14 protein-coding genes are annotated in these 14,493 nt (G+C 69.6%); 7 read left to right on the forward strand and 7 right to left on the reverse strand.

Annotated features, from left to right (window positions below):
• Positions 1-21: 21 nt before the first annotated feature.
• Positions 22-966 carry an AraC family transcriptional regulator gene (locus tag ACFV9C_RS05840; RefSeq protein ID WP_380190939.1) on the reverse strand — a complete coding sequence of 315 codons (945 nt, stop codon included), beginning with the start codon at positions 964-966 and terminating at the stop codon, positions 22-24.
• Between the two features lie 139 nt (positions 967-1,105).
• Here ACFV9C_RS05840 and ACFV9C_RS05845 point away from each other — a divergent pair, with 139 nt between their 5' ends.
• The 7 genes from ACFV9C_RS05845 (at position 1,106) to ACFV9C_RS05875 (ending at position 8,008) form a co-directional block, all read left to right on the forward strand.
• On the forward strand, positions 1,106-1,858 hold the full coding sequence (locus tag ACFV9C_RS05845; RefSeq protein ID WP_380190940.1) for an SDR family NAD(P)-dependent oxidoreductase: 753 nt from the start codon (positions 1,106-1,108) through the stop codon (positions 1,856-1,858).
• Positions 1,859-1,878: 20 nt separating this feature from the next.
• A complete protein-coding gene (locus ACFV9C_RS05850) occupies positions 1,879-3,306 on the forward strand; it encodes an META domain-containing protein (RefSeq protein ID WP_380190941.1) in 1,428 nt (475 codons plus the stop codon).
• A 41-nt stretch (positions 3,307-3,347) separates the two neighbouring features.
• Complete coding sequence (locus tag ACFV9C_RS05855; protein WP_380190942.1) at positions 3,348-3,758, forward strand: ester cyclase; 411 nt, start codon at positions 3,348-3,350, stop codon at positions 3,756-3,758.
• 90 nt (positions 3,759-3,848) lie between these two features.
• Entirely contained in the window at positions 3,849-4,448 is a 600-nt protein-coding gene (locus tag ACFV9C_RS05860; protein WP_380190943.1) for an acyltransferase, read from the forward strand.
• Positions 4,448-5,335: a phosphotransferase family protein gene (locus ACFV9C_RS05865; protein ID WP_380190944.1), complete on the forward strand. Its 888-nt coding sequence runs from the start codon at positions 4,448-4,450 to the stop codon at positions 5,333-5,335. Before ACFV9C_RS05860 ends, ACFV9C_RS05865 begins: the two co-directional genes overlap by 1 nt.
• Before the next feature lie 113 nt (positions 5,336-5,448).
• Entirely contained in the window at positions 5,449-6,939 is a 1,491-nt protein-coding gene (locus tag ACFV9C_RS05870) for an alkaline phosphatase family protein (RefSeq protein ID WP_380190945.1), read from the forward strand.
• Between the two features lie 55 nt (positions 6,940-6,994).
• The gene (locus ACFV9C_RS05875; protein ID WP_380190946.1) at positions 6,995-8,008 is read left to right on the forward strand and encodes a hypothetical protein; all 1,014 of its coding nucleotides are present in this window, start codon (positions 6,995-6,997) and stop codon (positions 8,006-8,008) included.
• Here the strand turns inward: ACFV9C_RS05875 and ACFV9C_RS05880 are convergent.
• The 6 genes from ACFV9C_RS05880 to ACFV9C_RS05905 all read right to left on the reverse strand — a co-directional run bounded on the left by ACFV9C_RS05880 (position 7,971) and on the right by ACFV9C_RS05905 (position 14,361).
• On the reverse strand, positions 7,971-8,576 hold the full coding sequence (locus ACFV9C_RS05880; protein ID WP_380190947.1) for a glyoxalase: 606 nt from the start codon (positions 8,574-8,576) through the stop codon (positions 7,971-7,973). The two genes, ACFV9C_RS05875 and ACFV9C_RS05880, sit on opposite strands and share 38 nt — an antisense overlap.
• 4 nt (positions 8,577-8,580) lie before the next feature.
• Positions 8,581-9,006: a PPOX class F420-dependent oxidoreductase gene (locus ACFV9C_RS05885; protein ID WP_380190948.1), complete on the reverse strand. Its 426-nt coding sequence runs from the start codon at positions 9,004-9,006 to the stop codon at positions 8,581-8,583.
• 29 nt (positions 9,007-9,035) lie between these two features.
• Positions 9,036-10,733: a GMC family oxidoreductase gene (locus ACFV9C_RS05890; protein WP_380190949.1), complete on the reverse strand. Its 1,698-nt coding sequence runs from the start codon at positions 10,731-10,733 to the stop codon at positions 9,036-9,038.
• Positions 10,726-12,216 carry an aldehyde dehydrogenase gene (locus ACFV9C_RS05895; protein WP_380190950.1) on the reverse strand — a complete coding sequence of 497 codons (1,491 nt, stop codon included), beginning with the start codon at positions 12,214-12,216 and terminating at the stop codon, positions 10,726-10,728. Before ACFV9C_RS05895 ends, ACFV9C_RS05890 begins: the two co-directional genes overlap by 8 nt.
• Complete coding sequence (locus ACFV9C_RS05900; RefSeq protein ID WP_380190951.1) at positions 12,213-13,637, reverse strand: purine-cytosine permease family protein; 1,425 nt, start codon at positions 13,635-13,637, stop codon at positions 12,213-12,215. Before ACFV9C_RS05900 ends, ACFV9C_RS05895 begins: the two co-directional genes overlap by 4 nt.
• Before the next feature lie 112 nt (positions 13,638-13,749).
• Complete coding sequence (locus ACFV9C_RS05905; protein WP_380190952.1) at positions 13,750-14,361, reverse strand: TetR/AcrR family transcriptional regulator; 612 nt, start codon at positions 14,359-14,361, stop codon at positions 13,750-13,752.
• Positions 14,362-14,493 lie beyond the last annotated feature (132 nt).

Here is a 14,493-nt window from a genome sequence, read left to right on the forward strand (position 1 = left end):
GATCAGGGCCGTCCTTCCACATCACGCGCGCGACTGGTTCGTACCCTGGCCGAAAGTACTAGGCCACTGCCGCGCCTGTTTCCGGAACTGTGCGGGCGACGAACCGGCCACGCGGCGGAAGGTCGTACTGAACGCGCTCTCGGACAGGTAACCCGTGGCCCGTGCGATCTCGGCGATCGACAGGGTGTCGCGGACGAGCGCGTCGCGCGCGAGGCTCATGCGCCAGTGGATCAGGTACTCCATCGGCGGTACACCGACGTGGCTCTTGAACGCCTGCGCGAACGCGGAACGCGACATGTGGCTGATCTCGGCGAGCTCCTTCAGGCTCCACGCGTGGGACAGGTCGGCGTGCATCGCGCGCAGCGCCGTACCGATGCCGTCCTCGTTGAGGGCGCCCAGCCAGCCGGTCGGTCGATCTGTCTGGCCGGCGTGCGCACGCAGCATGTGGACGAGCAGGATCTGCGCGAGGTGGTTCTGCACCAGCGGACCGCCTGCCGCCGTGACCCCGACCTCGGTCGCCAGTTGGTCGATCAGTTGCGCGAGCCGCTTGCCGTGCGGGTCGGTCTCGCGGACGATCACGAGCGGCGGCAGAAGATCGGTCAGCAGGGCCGCGTTGCTGTCGTCGAACGCGATGTGCCCGATGCAGAGGTAGAGGTCCTGCTCGGAGGACGGGCCGATCCGCACGAACCCGTCGTCAGCCCTTGCCAAGACCGGCGCCGCCGGGCGCGGCTTCGCCTCGAGCCCACTGGCGAGCACGTACGGCGGCGGGTTGCCCAGCATGAAGGTGTCGCCCTCCCGCAGGAGCACCGGCTCGCGCCCTTCGAGCATCAGCCAGCACGTGCCGCGCACCAGGCCGCCGATCCGCACGTGGACGAACGAGTCGAAGCGCAACGCCCACTCGCCGACGGCCCGGAGGCTCGGCCCGATCACCGTGCGGGGCCGGAGCAGGCCGATCGCGTCAGCCACTGGATCCCCAAAACCGAGCACCGGCGGCCTCCCTGGACGATACATAAAGAATCTTGGACTCAACGTTATGGATCGTACTACCCGACTCCAGCAGTATCGATGTCGAACGATTGACAGCGAGAGTGACGGAGCAACCCCTATGGGACAGCTGGATGGCAAGACGTCGGTGGTCACCGGCGGAAGCAGCGGCATCGGCCTGGCCACCGCCGTACGACTGGCGGACGAGGGCGCGTACGTGTTCGTCACCGGCCGGCGCGAGGCCGAACTGGAGGCCGCCGTCAAGACCATCGGAACGGACCGGGCGACGGCGGTCGTCGGCGACATCTCGAACCTGGACGACCTGGACCGGCTCTACGCAGCGGTTCGGGCCCGCGGCAACGGGCTCGACGTACTCGTGGCGAACGCGGCGATCGGTACGTTCGTGACGCTGGAGCAAACCACCGAGGAGCACTTCGACCAGACCTTCGCGGTCAACGTCCGAGGCACGCTGTTCACCGTGCAGAAGGCGCTGCCGCTGCTCAACGACGGAGCCTCGATCGTCCTCGTCGGCTCGACCGCCGGCGACCGCGGGGTGGAAGCGTTCGGCGCGTACGCCGCGTCGAAGGCGGCCGTCCGATCCTTCGCCCGGACGTGGTCGAACGAACTCAAGGACCGCGGCATCCGGGTCAACGTGGTCTCGCCGGCCTGGATCGAAACCCCCGGCGGCACCGCCGCCTTCGGCGACGAAGAAACCGCCCGTGCCGTCAAGGAAAACGTCGCCGCAACCGTGGCCAAGGGCCGCATGGGCCGCCCCGACGAAGCCGCCGCAGCCGTAACCTTCCTCGCCTCGAACGAGAGCAGCTACATCGTCGGCACCAACATCTACGTCGACGGAGGCACCAACCAGATCTGAACCCGGCTGATACTTGGGGTATGTCGGTGATGGACCTGCCTGAGTTCGAGGCTGCGCTGATGTACGGGGTCGAGGCGTTGCGGGAGGGGCTGGCGGTGGTGGTCGCCAATCCCAGTCCGCTGACGTACGGCGTGATCGCCCGCGATGCGCGGGTGGTGAATCGACTGAAGGGGCGGCCGGCCGGCCAACCCGTTGGGGTCTCGGTGCATACCGAGGCCTCGCACGATCGGCTGTTCCGGTGCCTCGATTTGCGCACTGATTCTCTTGCGATGGTCGACTTCGCGCTCGCCGAGCGGATCACCGTGCTGGCGCCGATCCGGCCGGATCCGACGATGCCCGAGTGGCTGGCGCCGGCGGTCAAGGACGGCTGGGTGCTGTTCTTCGACGGGTCCTGGGGACCGACCTGGTTCCTCTGGGAGAGCCATCCGTTCCTGTACGGAAGCAGCGCCAATCGGACCGGCGAGGCCCCGGCGGCCTCAGCTGCCGAGGCCCGCGCGCAGTTCCCCGCCCGCAGCCAGATGATCATCGACGCCGACGACCAACGTAGGCCGGCCACCGCCTACGGCCCCAGCACGATCATCCGGGTCGCGCGCGACGGCAGGCCGAGGCTGCATCGGTCAGGCATCCAGGACCCCGACGTACTGCTGAACCGTTTGCGCGAGTTCAGATCCGCGGTCGCGGTCCTGGACGGCTCGGCCCGTTCACCGCTGGGCAGGACCTACCTGTCGACCTCGGTGGACGAGAACGGAAAGCCCAAGCAACTGGTGCCGAACACGCGCATCCGGCTCGGGTTCGCGCGGCAGCCCAACAAGAACGAAGGCGACCCGCGAGTGTGGGACATCGTGCGAGCGCACGTCGGCTGCAACAGCCTGGGTACTGCTGCCGCGGCGGGCGAGCTGCTGACCGGGGGACGCCTGTCGATCCCCGGGATCGGCGGGACGCAGGTCGGTTGCGAGCCGCCGCTCCGGGACCAAGAGGAGTGGCTGGAGGCGTTCCTGACCAGCGGACCCGCCTGGCGGCTGAGCGGCGACGAGCTCACTCTCACTTCAGGCGGTACGACGATCACGCTGCTGGACCGCATGGTCGCCGAACCGGACTTCCCGCTCGACGGCGTCAAATGGACGGTCGTGACCACCATCACCAACGCCGACGCACGCCAGGGCTACGGCCGCACCGAAGCGGCGTGGATCCGCTTCGACGACGGGCGCCTCACCGGCTGGACCGGAGGCAACGACGTCACCGGCACCGTCACCCGCAACAACACAGAGCTGAGCTTCACCGACGTCGCCGTCAGCAACCGCGCCTGCACAGCCGAATCCGCCGCCATGCAGGCCGCGATGCTGGCCACCTTCCAACCCGCAGTCTCCTACACCATCGACCACAACCAACTGACCCTTCTGGCCCCCTCCGGCAGAGGCCTCGACCTCTCAGCCCAGGTCCGCTACTAAGCTCTTCGGAAGCAGCGTAGCGCTGGGGCGTGGGAGGTCCGATGGACATCGAGGGGCACAAGGCGGTCGTGCGGGAATTCGACGAGCTGGGCAACGGCATCGGTGACCTGGAACGGCTCGACGAGCTGTGTACGCCGGACATGGTGAATCACGCTCTTGCCCCTGGGATGCCGAGCGGGCTGGAAGGAACCCGCCAGTTCCTCCTGCGGGCCAGGCGCGACATCCATCCGGCACGATGGCTCGAGACGTCGGTCGTTGCCGAGGGCGACCTCGTCGTCCAGTTCGGCCGCCGTGAGATGTATTGGCCCGGCGGCCCCTTCCGCGGCGTCGACCTGACCGCCGGAACGGTCGCCCGGGACGTCGCCTTCGCCTATCGCCTCCGCGGCGGACGTATCTGCGAACGGTGGGCCATCCGCGACGACCTCGCCATGATCCAGCAACTCAGGACCTAGCCAGCGCTGGTGCCGTTCGCGGTGCGTAGGTCGTGGACTCCGGGGAGCGAGACGCAGCGTCCTGCGCAGGGACCGCGTAGCCTGGCGCGGGTGGAGGAGCTCCGGGGTCAGCTGAAGGTCTGGGCGCAGAAGTGGCGTTGGTACCAGCGGAACTCGCTGCCCTGGAACCGCGGGCGGATCCACTGGGAGCTGATGCGGCGCGAGGCGTTCGCGCGGTGGCCGCTGCACGGGAACGTGCTGGAGGCCTTGCAGGACGGCCGGCTCGAGGTCGGCGCCAACGCGATGTTCGAGCCGAACGTGTGGATCACCGTCGGCGACAACGGGCGGGTGCGGATCGGCGACGGGACGTTCCTGAACATCGCGGTGATGGTCGCCGCCCTCGACCTGGTCGAGATCGGATCGCACTGCATGCTGGCGAACGGCTGCTTCGTGACCGACGCCAATCATCGGTACGACGATCCGGACCGGCCGGTGCCGTGGCAGGGGTTCGATTCCAAGGGGCCGACCCGGATCGGCGACAACGTCTGGCTGGGGGCGAACGTGGTCGTCACGAGCGGGGTGACGATCGGCGAGCGATGCGTGATCGGCGCCAACAGCGTCGTCACGCGCGACATCCCGCCGTACTCCGTCGCCGCCGGCGCCCCCGCGAAGGTCCTCCGAGCCGTCACCTACCCGAACACCCGGTCCTGATGGAGCGGGTCGAGGGTGGGTTCGCGAATCGGGTGTATCGGCACGACACCGAGCAGGGGTCGTTCGCGGTCAAGGAGTTGAATCTGGCGGATCGGCGTTGGCCGTACTACGTCGACGATGTGTTCAGGTTCGAGCGGGCGGCGTTCGCGGCCGGGGTTCCGATGCCGGAGCCGGTCTCGGCCGATCGGAACGTGCTCGTGCACCGGTGGGTCGAGGGTGAGAAGGTGCCTGAGGCGCCGGTGGCGGCGGCGTACGGGTTCGAGGTGGGTGAGATCCTCGCGCGGATTCACGCGCTCGACGTCGAGTGGCCTCACGGGGCGGTGGACGAGCCCACGGCGGACGACTGGCCCGAGCTCGCCGAGCAGGCCCTGAAGACGGGGCAGCCCTGGGCTGATGAGTTGGCTTCGCGGGTTGAGACGTTCCTCGCGATCGCGCGGTACGTCGACACCTGCGAGCGGCCCGGTCCCGTCGTACTGACCCACAAGGACATCCAGCCGTGGAACCTGCTCGCTCGGGACGGCAGGCCGGTGGTGCTCGACTGGGAGCTCTCGGGGCTGCTCGACCTGTCCGGCGAGCTCGGCTCGACTGCGCTGAGCTTGGCGAAGGGGCCGGGCTTGGACGACATCGAGCCGGCGATCTTCCGTGCGGTCCTCGACGGGTACGCCGCCGGCGGGGGCACGCTGCCGCCGTCGGGACCGAGCTGGTTCGTGTACCTGGTCGGCGGCTGGCTCGGGCACACGCGGTGGAACATCCTCCGCTGCCTCGCGGGCGTCGAGGCGAGCACCGGGCCGGACCTGGCGCTGTCGCAGGAGTCGGCGCTGAACGGCGTACGCGGCCTGCCCGAACTGTACGAGCGTCTCCCGGACCTCGCGACGCTGCTCCCGTGACCGAGATCCTGAAACCCAGCTGAGTGCGCGCAACCGTGGGGCTCGGCAGTGTTCACCAGTACGGCACATCCGCTTCCTGCGGTGGGCGCCGTACGCGGTCTTTGCTGTGGAGCATGGTGGAAACGCAAGGGATCACCCGTAGGCGCCTGCTGGGCGCGGCCGCCGGTGCGGCCGCGGTGACGGCGCTGCCCACGTCGATGCAGAAGGCGCTCGCAGCGCCCGCGCCGGAGCTCCGGTCGCTGCGGCAGATCGAGCACGTCATCTTCCTGATGCAGGAGAACCGGTCGTTCGACCACTACTTCGGCACGCTGCGCGGGGTACGCGGGTTCGACGACCCGACCGCGCTGCGGCTGCCGTCCGGCGCGTCGGTGTTCCGGCAGCCGGACCCGAACCACCCGGACGGCTACCTGATGCCGTTCCGGCAGAACACCAAGACCACGAACTCCGCGAAGGCGTACGGCACCGGCCACGCGTGGGACGTGCAGCACAAGTCGTGGAACAACGGCGCGATGGACAACTGGGTGGTGGAGCACACCGCCAGCGACGGCGCGCACGGGCCGTTCACGATGGGGTACCTGACGCGCGAGGACCTGCCGTTCCACTACGCGCTCGCCGACGCGTTCACCGTCTGCGACAACTACCACTGCTCGGTGATGGGCCCGACGCACCCGAACCGGGTGATGGCGATGAGCGGCACCCTCGACCCGCACGGGCTCGGGAACGGCCCGGTCCTGGACAGTTCCGCGCCGAAGCAGCTCTACACCTGGACGACGTACCCGGAACGCCTGCAGCGCGCCGGGGTCAGCTGGAAGTACTTCACCGCCAACCCGTACGACACCGGCCACGGCTGGTTCAAGAACTTCGCCGAGGCCAAGCCGGGCGACCCGCTGTACGACAACGGCATGGTGCGGTACTCCCCCTCGATGGTCGCGGACGTGATCCGGCGCGACGAACTGCCGTCGGTCACCTGGCTGGACGCGCAGTACCTGCCGAACGTCTACGGCCTGCCCGAGGGCGCCGAAGGACCGAACAACCTGGTCGCCGGCGGAGCGGAGTACATCGCGACGATCCTCGACGCGCTCGCCTCCACCCCCGAGGTGTGGCAGAAGACGATGTTCGTGATCACGTACGACGAGAACGACGGCCGGTTCGACCACGTCGCCCCGCCGGTCCCGCCGCCGGGCACGCCGGACGAGTACGTCACGGTGTCGCCGCTGCCCGCCTCGGCCGGTGGTATCGCCGGGCCGATCGGCCTGGGCTTCCGCGTCCCGACGATCGTCGTGTCGCCGTTCAGCCAGGGCGGCTGGGTGTGCAGCGAGGTCTTCGACCACACGTCGACGCTGAAGTTCCTCGAACGCCGCTTCGGTGTCCGCGAACCGAACATCAGCGCCTGGCGACGCGCCACCGTCGGGGACCTCACGTCGGCGCTCCGCCTCGACGGCCAGGGCAAGCGCTCGTTCCCCCAGGGGATCCCGACGTACGACGACACCGTCGCGCAGTTCGCACTCGAACAGCACGAGGTGGCGACCCTCCCGCCGCCGGTGGTCCCGACCGTCCAGCAGACACCGCACCAGGAACCCGGCCACCGCCCGCACACCCGCTGACCGCGCCGCTCCGATCGCACCGTCCCCTGTCGGTGGGCTGTCCTAGGATGCCCGGGTGGATGGTGCGGTCGGTCGGGTGCTGCGACCCGACGAGTTGGCGGCGTACCGTGGCGCGCCGCTGATCGTGTTCATCGGGATCAGTACGGCGGGGTCGAGCATTCATCGGGTGCATCCGGCGTGGGCGCCGTCGCTCGTGCCGGGGACCGAGCTGCGCGGTCTCGATCTTCCCGAGACCGTGCGGCCGGACGAGCTGCGCCGCGTGGTGACGGACCTGTGCGCGAACCCGGCGATCCACGGTGCGGTCGTGACCAGTCACAAGCTGCGGATCTTCGAGGCCTGTCACGAGCTGCTGGACGCGAGCGATCCGCTCGCCGGGCTGACGCACGAGTTCAACTGCCTCGCCGTGTCCGGGACGCCGCGGGCGTACGCGCGGGATCCGTTGTCGTTGGCAACGATCCTCGATCCGGGCGGGTCGCTCGACGCGGAGCACGTCGTCTGTATCGGCGCCGGCGGCGCGGCGACCGCGCTGCTGCTCGCCGTCTGCCTGGACGTCGGCACGTCGCTGGAGCAGAGCAGGCCGGTCCTTCGGCCGTCGCGCCGGCAACTCACCGTCGTCGGTCGTACGGCGAGCTCGCTGGCGGCGCTCCGTACCGTGTGCGCGGGGCTCGGTCTCGCGGAGGACGCCGTACCGCTGCTGCTCACGTCCGACGCCGACGAGGTGGCGGCGATCGTGGCGGATGCTCCGCCGGGTTCGGTGATCGTCAACGCGACCGGGCTGGGGAAGACCTCGGCGGCTTCACCGTTGCCGGATGCAACGGCCTTCCCGGAGCGGGCGGTCGCGTGGGACTTCAACTACCGCGGCCCGCTGACGTTCCTGCAGCAGGCGGGCGCGGCCGGGTTGCGGTGCGTGGACGGCTGGGAGTACTTCGTCGCCGGGTGGTCGGCCGCGCTCGCCGCCATCGCGGGCATCCCGTTCACCAACGCGCTGCTGCAGGATGCCACCAAGGCCTCGGCTGCCTTCGCACCGCGTACTAGTTGGACTCCCACTGGAAGCCGTCCGGGTCGGTGAAGCTGCTTCCGTCCGCGGCCAGCGTGATGCGGTGCGATCCATCGCCTTCCATCGGTACGCCGGCGTCCTTGGCGAGCGCCTTGCGCGCGTAGAGCCCCAGCTTCACCTGGCCGCCGCCCTCGAACTCGACGTACTTGCGGCCGAAGCTCTTGCCGACGGTCAGGCCGTGGTCGACGTAGAACTTCTTGCTCGCGGCAACGTCGTCGCAGCCGAGCAGCAGGACGACGGAGTCGATCGCGCGGGTGGCCGGGCCGGTGTCCTTCTTCGCGGAGGTGGCGATCTTCCAGATGGTCCCGTCCGGGGCCTGGAGGGTGCCGCCGTACCCCCACAGCGACTTGGTGACCGGCTTGATCACCGTCGCACCGTTGGCGACCGCGCTGTCGAACAGGCTGGTCACCGTGCTCGGCTGGGCCACGGTCAGGGACAAGGTGAAGCCGCGGAATCCGTTCGATGCGGCGGCGGACTCGCGGACCCGTACCTGCTCGGCGAGGCCGAAGGCGTCCGCCAGGAACTTCTCGGTCGATGCGACGTCGGTTGCTTCCAGAATCACACTGTCAAGAGTTGTCATGCCTCTAAGCTAGGAAGTCGCGGCCGGGGTCGCTTCTCGATTCCTGATCGATCGTGCGGGTCGCGCGCGGGCCGTCGATGCCCCAGGCGATGATCGTCGCCGGGATCAGGCGGATGATTTCGCGGGAGAAGTACGGCAGCGGTGGGTCGACGTCCGTCACCGCGACCGCGGAGCCGCGGATCTCGATGCCGCGCGGAGTCCACGGATCGATCGACGCGAGGTCGTCGACAACCAGGGAGACTGTGCTGCCCTGCTGGATGTTCCGGAACTTCTTGGACGCGCCGAGCGCGTGGCCGCCGATGGTGATCGTGTCGGCGTCGACGAAGAAGCCGACGGGGTTGTTCTGGACGTCGCCGGCGGGTGAGACGGTCGCTAGGCGGCCGAGGGGTTGCTCGGTGAGGTAGGTGAGTTCGGCGGGGGTGAAGATCATGCACGTAGTGTCCAACGTTGCCCCTGGGGTCAGGGCAAGAGAAGGAGGTCGGCGGCGCGTTCGGCGACGAGCATGACGGTGACGACGGGGTTGACCGAGGTGAGGGTCGGGAAGACCGAGGCGTCGGCGATGCGGAGGCCTTGTACGCCGTGGACTCGGAGGTGTGGGTCTACGACGGGGCCGATGCCGCAGGTGCCGCTGACGTGGTAGACGGTTTGGTGGATGTCGCGCTCGATGGTCGAGAGTTCGGTGCCTTCGACGTGTTCGCCGGGGAAGACCTCTCGGACGAGCCAGGAGCGCATGGGTTCCTCGGCGGCGATGCGGCGGGCCAGGCGGACGCCCTCCAGCAGCATCTGTTCGTCGTAGCCGTCGTCGTCGGTGAAGGAGCGGTAGTCGATCGCGGGTGGGGCGTCGGGGTCGGAGGACTCGATCCAGACCCGGCCGCGGCTGCGGGGGCGGGCTACGTTCGGGGCGATCGCGACGATGTGTTCGGGGAGGGGTGGCTCGGCGTGGTCGGCGAGGTAGCGCTCGGCGTGGACGGCCCAGGGCTCGACCGGGAAGTGCATCATCACGTCGGGGCGGTTGTCCGGGCCGAGGGTGATCATCGCGCCGGCGTCCCAGCCGCTCGCGCAGACGTCCGGGGGTGTTGTCTTCGCCTCCCAGACGACGAGGCCTTCCACGTGGTCCTGCAGGTTCTCGCCGACGCCGGGCAGGTCGACCACCACCGGCACACCAGCGGCGTCGAGCACCTCACGCGGACCGATCCCCGACAGCTGAAGCAACCGCGGCGAGTCGATCGCCCCACAACACAGGACCACCTCCCGCCGAGCGAATATCTCCCGCTCAACCCCCTCGCCGTCGCGCACCCGCACCCCCATCACACGCGGCCCACCGCCGGCAGAGGCGGAGGCGGCGGCAGAGGAGGCGGAGGAGGCGGAGGAGGCGGAGGCGGAGGAGGAGGAGGCGGAGGCGGCGGACCCCGTGGCGTGGGCGGCGGACACGGGGGGAGGGGCGGCGGACCCGGTCGAGGGGGCGGCGGGCCTTGGGGCGGGGGGCCTGGGGGCGGGTGGGTGGTCGAGGAGGAGTTGGACGGCTCGGAGGCCGAGGAGGACCTTGGGGCCGGTGGGTGTGGTGCGGGATGGGTGGAGGTAGTGGATGGAGGTGGAGGAGCGGAGGTTGGTTTCGGGGGTGTAGCCGAGTTCGAAGAAGCCGGTGCCGTTGGCGGAGTCGGTGCGGCGGCCGTCGTTCCAGTGGGTCTGTTCCGGTACGCCGAGGGCCTTTGTGGCGCTGGTGACGACGTCGGCGACGTACGGGTTGCGGTCTGCCTCCGCGACCGGGTGGATCGGGGTTCGGAGGCGGTCGTACAGCGGGAGGATCTCGTCCGGGCCCCAGCCGTCGGCGCCGAGGCTGACCCACTCCTCGAGGTCGCCGGGGAGCGGGCGCCAGGCGATCATCGTGTTCGCGGTCGAGCAGCCGCCGAGGATCCGCAGCCGCGCCATCCGGAGGTGCGAGTTGCCGCACTCGTTGGGTTTCGAGCGGTAGTCGAGGTCGTACTCCCCCTCGAGCATCTCGTCCCAGCGCCGCAGCTCCCGCGCCCGCGGTTCGTGCTCGTCGTCGGGCCCCCACTCGACGAGCGCCACCTCGCGGCCCGCCTCCGCGAGCCGAGTGGCGAGCAGCGCACCCGCCGTACCGCCGCCGACCACGACGTACTCGTAGGTGTCACCCATGGTGGAACCAGGTCGTCTTCAACCCGGTGAACTTGTCCAGCGCGTGCAGTGAGAGATCCCGCCCGTACCCGGAGTGGCCGAACCCGCCGAACGGCGTCGACACGTCCAGCGCGTCGACGCAGTTCACCGAGACCGTGCCGGCCCGCAGCCGGCGCGACACCCGGTGCGCCCGGCGCAGGTCGTCGGTCCACAGCCCGGCCGCCAGCGCGTATGGCGTACCGTTCGCCACCGCGACCGCCTCGTCCTCACTCCCGACGGTGTGCACGGTCAGCACCGGCCCGAACACCTCGGTCTGCGCGATCGACGCGTCCGGCGCCACCCCGGCCAGCACCTGCGGCCGGACGAAGCAGGTCGTCGCCGCCCCGTCGACCACGCCGCCGCCGTACGCCTGCCCCGCCTCCGACGCGCCGCGCTCCATCAGCGCCAGCACCCGCTGCGCCTGCCGCTCGCTGACCAGCGGACCCATCTGCGTCGCCGGGTCGAGCGGATCGCCGACCACGATCGCGGCCGCCCGCTCGACCACCCGGCCGATCAGTTCCTCCGCGACACCCCGCTGTACGACGAGCCGCGAGGTGGCGGAGCACACCTGCCCCGAGTTCGTGAAGATGCCCGCGGCAACACCGTCCGCGACCGCGTCGAGATCGTGGACGTCGTCCAGTACGACGACCGCGCTCTTTCCGCCGGCCTCGAGCCACACCTGCTTCATGTTCGACTCACCGGCGTACGTCTGGAACAACCGCCCGACGGCGGTCGACCCCGTGAACGTCACCGCATCCACATCGTGATGCCGCCCGAGCGCCGCGCCGGCAACGGGTCCGCTCCCGGGCACAACGGACAGCACGCCCTCGGGGAGGCCGGCCTCGGCCGCCAACGAGGCCAGCCGCAGCGCCGACAGCGGCGAGTCCTCGGCCGGTTTGAGTACGACGCTGTTGCCCGCGGCAAGCGCCGGCGCGAGCTTCCACACCGCCATCTCGAGCGGATAGTTCCACGGTACGACGGCCGCGACCACGCCGAGCGGCTCGCGGGTGACGACTGCCAGGTCACCGGGCCCGGTCGGCGCGACCTCGCCGTACACCTTGTCGAGGCTCTCGGCGTACCAGCGCAGGATTGCCGCAGATCCAGGGACGTCGATCGACGCGGTGTCGACGATCCGCTTGCCGGCATCCCGGCAGTCGAGCAGCGCCAGCTGGTCGAGATTCTCGACCACGAGATCCGCCCAGCGCATCATGACCGCGGCCCGCTCGCGGGGATGCACCCTCGACCAGTGCCCGGCCTCGAACGCGCGCCGTCCAGCCGCGACGGCCCGATCCACGTCGTCCGCGTCGCACTCGGCAACGTCGACGAGCACCAGGCCGGTCGCCGGGTCGACCGTCGGGCGGGTGGCGCCGCGCAGCGCCGGGACCGGGCCGTCGATCCAGGCGAGCGAAGGCGTCTCGAGCTTCGCCGCGAGGTCCTGCCAGTTCTCGTAGGTCCGGTTGCTCATGCATGGTCCCCTTGGGTGGTCACCGGTTCGGCGGCGATCCGCGCGCGTGCACCCGTCGTCGCCCGTACCCACACGTAGTAGACCGGGGCAATGATGGCAAGTCCAACGATCCAGGAGATGTCCACGCCGTCCAGCGCCTTCGCGACCGGCCCGGTGAAGAGCGCGTTGGACAGGAACGGGACCTGTACGGCGATCCCGAGCACGTAACAGCCGACCGCCGGGACGTTGACCTTCCCGTACACCCCGCCGTTCGTCGTGAACAGCGACGGGATGTCGTACTCGCCGTGCCGGATCAGGTAGTAGTCGACCAGGTTGACGGCCGTCCACGGGATCAGCACGCAGAGCAGCAGGAGCATCAGGTTCTCGAAGTTCTCCAGGAAGTTGCCCTTGCCGGCCAGCGCGATGACGAGCGCGACCGCGAAGATCACGGTGCAGACCGCGATCCGGGTGCCGGCGCCCGGCTGCCAGCGTGGCCGGAGCGTCTGCCCGATGGTGAGGCTGGACAGCGCCCCGCAGTACAGGTTCATCGCGTTGGTGGCGGCGATGCTGATCGCGAAGATCGCGAGGACGACCGCACCGATCGCACCACCGGCCGTGTGGACGCCGGTGACCGTGTCGGCGTCCGGCCAGGCCGCGCCGATGAACGCCCCGAGCAGCATCGGGAACAGCGAGCCGAGCACGCAGCCGGCGTACGTCGCCCAGAAGGCCGCCCGGACGCCGGTGTCCTTCGGCATGTAGCGGGTGTAGTCGGAGACGTACGGCGCGTACGCGATCTGCCAGAGCGCGGCGAGCGACACCGTGCCCATGAAGCCGGCCCAGCCGAAGCTCCCGCTCGACATCGTCCCGGACGGCAGCCCGACGACGGCGAACAGCATCACGAACGCGGCCACCAGCGCGAGGCCCGCGAGCGCGCTCAGTACGCCGGCCATCGCGTGGATCACGCGGTAGCCGTAGATCGCGCCGACGACCCCGAGTATCCCGACCAGCACGATGCCCGGCGTCTCCCCGATCGGGGTGAGGTCCGCGAGCGCCTGGCCGCCGAGGACCATGTTCGACGCGAAGAACGCGGTGTACATGACCACGACGATCGTGACCACCAGCAGGCTGCCGTACGACCCGAACTGGGCCCGCGTCTGCAGCATCTGCGGCACGCCCATCTGCGGACCCTGCGCGGCGTGCAGCGCCATCACGACGCCGCCGACCACGTTGCCGATCAGCAGCGCGAGGATCGCGGCCCAGACCGGCAGGTGGTAGACGGCGGTCGCCAGGACGCCGGTCGCGACCGTGAGCAGCATGATGTTCGAGCCGAACCAGATCGTGAACAGCTGGGTCCAGCGACCGTGCCGTTCGTCGACCGGGATGTGCTCGATGGTCCGGTGCTCGAGTGCCTCGCGGCGGGTGCTCTCGGATGTCGCGCTCATGGGGTGCTCCTGGAACTCGGCGGTTCAGATCACCATCGACCGGGTGTGAGCCATCTGTCCATCACAGAAAATACGCGTCCTGGATCAGGAAAGTCGATGACTGCCGCCGAGTTCACACTGCGGTAACAAGAGAGCATCCGACCTCGCGCTCCACGAGCGCCGCGACCAGCCCGCGAGCGCGCTCGACGCTCACAGCGGCGTTGTGCCCGACGACATGCAGCCCGACCGCGTCCTCCAGCGCGACCACCGTCTCGGCGATCTCCCGCGGCGAGCTCCGCAGCGCGAGTACGCCGCGTTCGGCACCGCGGGCGAGGACCAACTCGTAGAGCGACACCTCCTGTTCCCAGAGCGAACTCATGAGCGCCGCGTGTGCGGAACTCCGCGCAGCGTGCACGTGGAGCTGGTACAGCACCCGGAAGTGCAGGTCGTCGACGTCGTCCGGCGTCCCCCGCCGTACCAGCTCGGCGAGCTGCCGGAGCGGGTCCTCCAGCCGGTCGATCGCCTCCCGGCGGGCGGAGTAGAAGCGGCGTACGGCGTCCGCGTGGACGTCGAGCACCAGCTCGTCGAGGTCGCGGTAGTAATAGGTCACCAGGCCCGCGGACAGGCCCGCCTGGGCGGCGACGTCGCGGATGCGCAGGCCGGCGACACCGGTCTCGGCGATCGCCCGCCCGGCCGCCCGGACGAGGTCGCCACGCCGCTCACGTTGATCCTTGGGACGCGCCACCCCGGAATTATCTATGACATGCATCAAAGAATCGAGTCTTCTGAAACATTGCCGAAACCTGAACTTTGCAGTGCGATGACAGGAAGCTGATCAAATTCTTTGCGACGAGCAGCAAAGAACTCGGTGGAAGGA

It is taken from the genome of Kribbella sp. NPDC059898, assembly GCF_042730855.1.
GTDB lineage: Bacteria > Actinomycetota > Actinomycetes > Propionibacteriales > Kribbellaceae > Kribbella.

Excerpts from the sequence above, each read along its gene's own strand:
- ACFV9C_RS05880 (WP_380190947.1), bottom strand. The coding sequence starts at position 8,576 with ATGACAACTCTTGACAGTGTGATTCTGGAAGCAACCGACGTCGCATCG.
- ACFV9C_RS05890 (WP_380190949.1), bottom strand. The coding sequence starts at position 10,733 with ATGGGTGACACCTACGAGTACGTCGTGGTCGGCGGCGGTACGGCGGGT.
- ACFV9C_RS05845 (WP_380190940.1), top strand. The coding sequence starts at position 1,106 with ATGGGACAGCTGGATGGCAAGACGTCGGTGGTCACCGGCGGAAGCAGC.
- ACFV9C_RS05895 (WP_380190950.1), bottom strand. The coding sequence starts at position 12,216 with ATGAGCAACCGGACCTACGAGAACTGGCAGGACCTCGCGGCGAAGCTC.
- ACFV9C_RS05865 (WP_380190944.1), top strand. The coding sequence starts at position 4,448 with ATGGAGCGGGTCGAGGGTGGGTTCGCGAATCGGGTGTATCGGCACGAC.
- ACFV9C_RS05850 (WP_380190941.1), top strand. The coding sequence starts at position 1,879 with ATGTCGGTGATGGACCTGCCTGAGTTCGAGGCTGCGCTGATGTACGGG.
- ACFV9C_RS05870 (WP_380190945.1), top strand. The coding sequence starts at position 5,449 with ATGGTGGAAACGCAAGGGATCACCCGTAGGCGCCTGCTGGGCGCGGCC.
- ACFV9C_RS05900 (WP_380190951.1), bottom strand. The coding sequence starts at position 13,637 with ATGAGCGCGACATCCGAGAGCACCCGCCGCGAGGCACTCGAGCACCGG.
- ACFV9C_RS05855 (WP_380190942.1), top strand. The coding sequence starts at position 3,348 with ATGGACATCGAGGGGCACAAGGCGGTCGTGCGGGAATTCGACGAGCTG.
- ACFV9C_RS05885 (WP_380190948.1), bottom strand. The coding sequence starts at position 9,006 with ATGATCTTCACCCCCGCCGAACTCACCTACCTCACCGAGCAACCCCTC.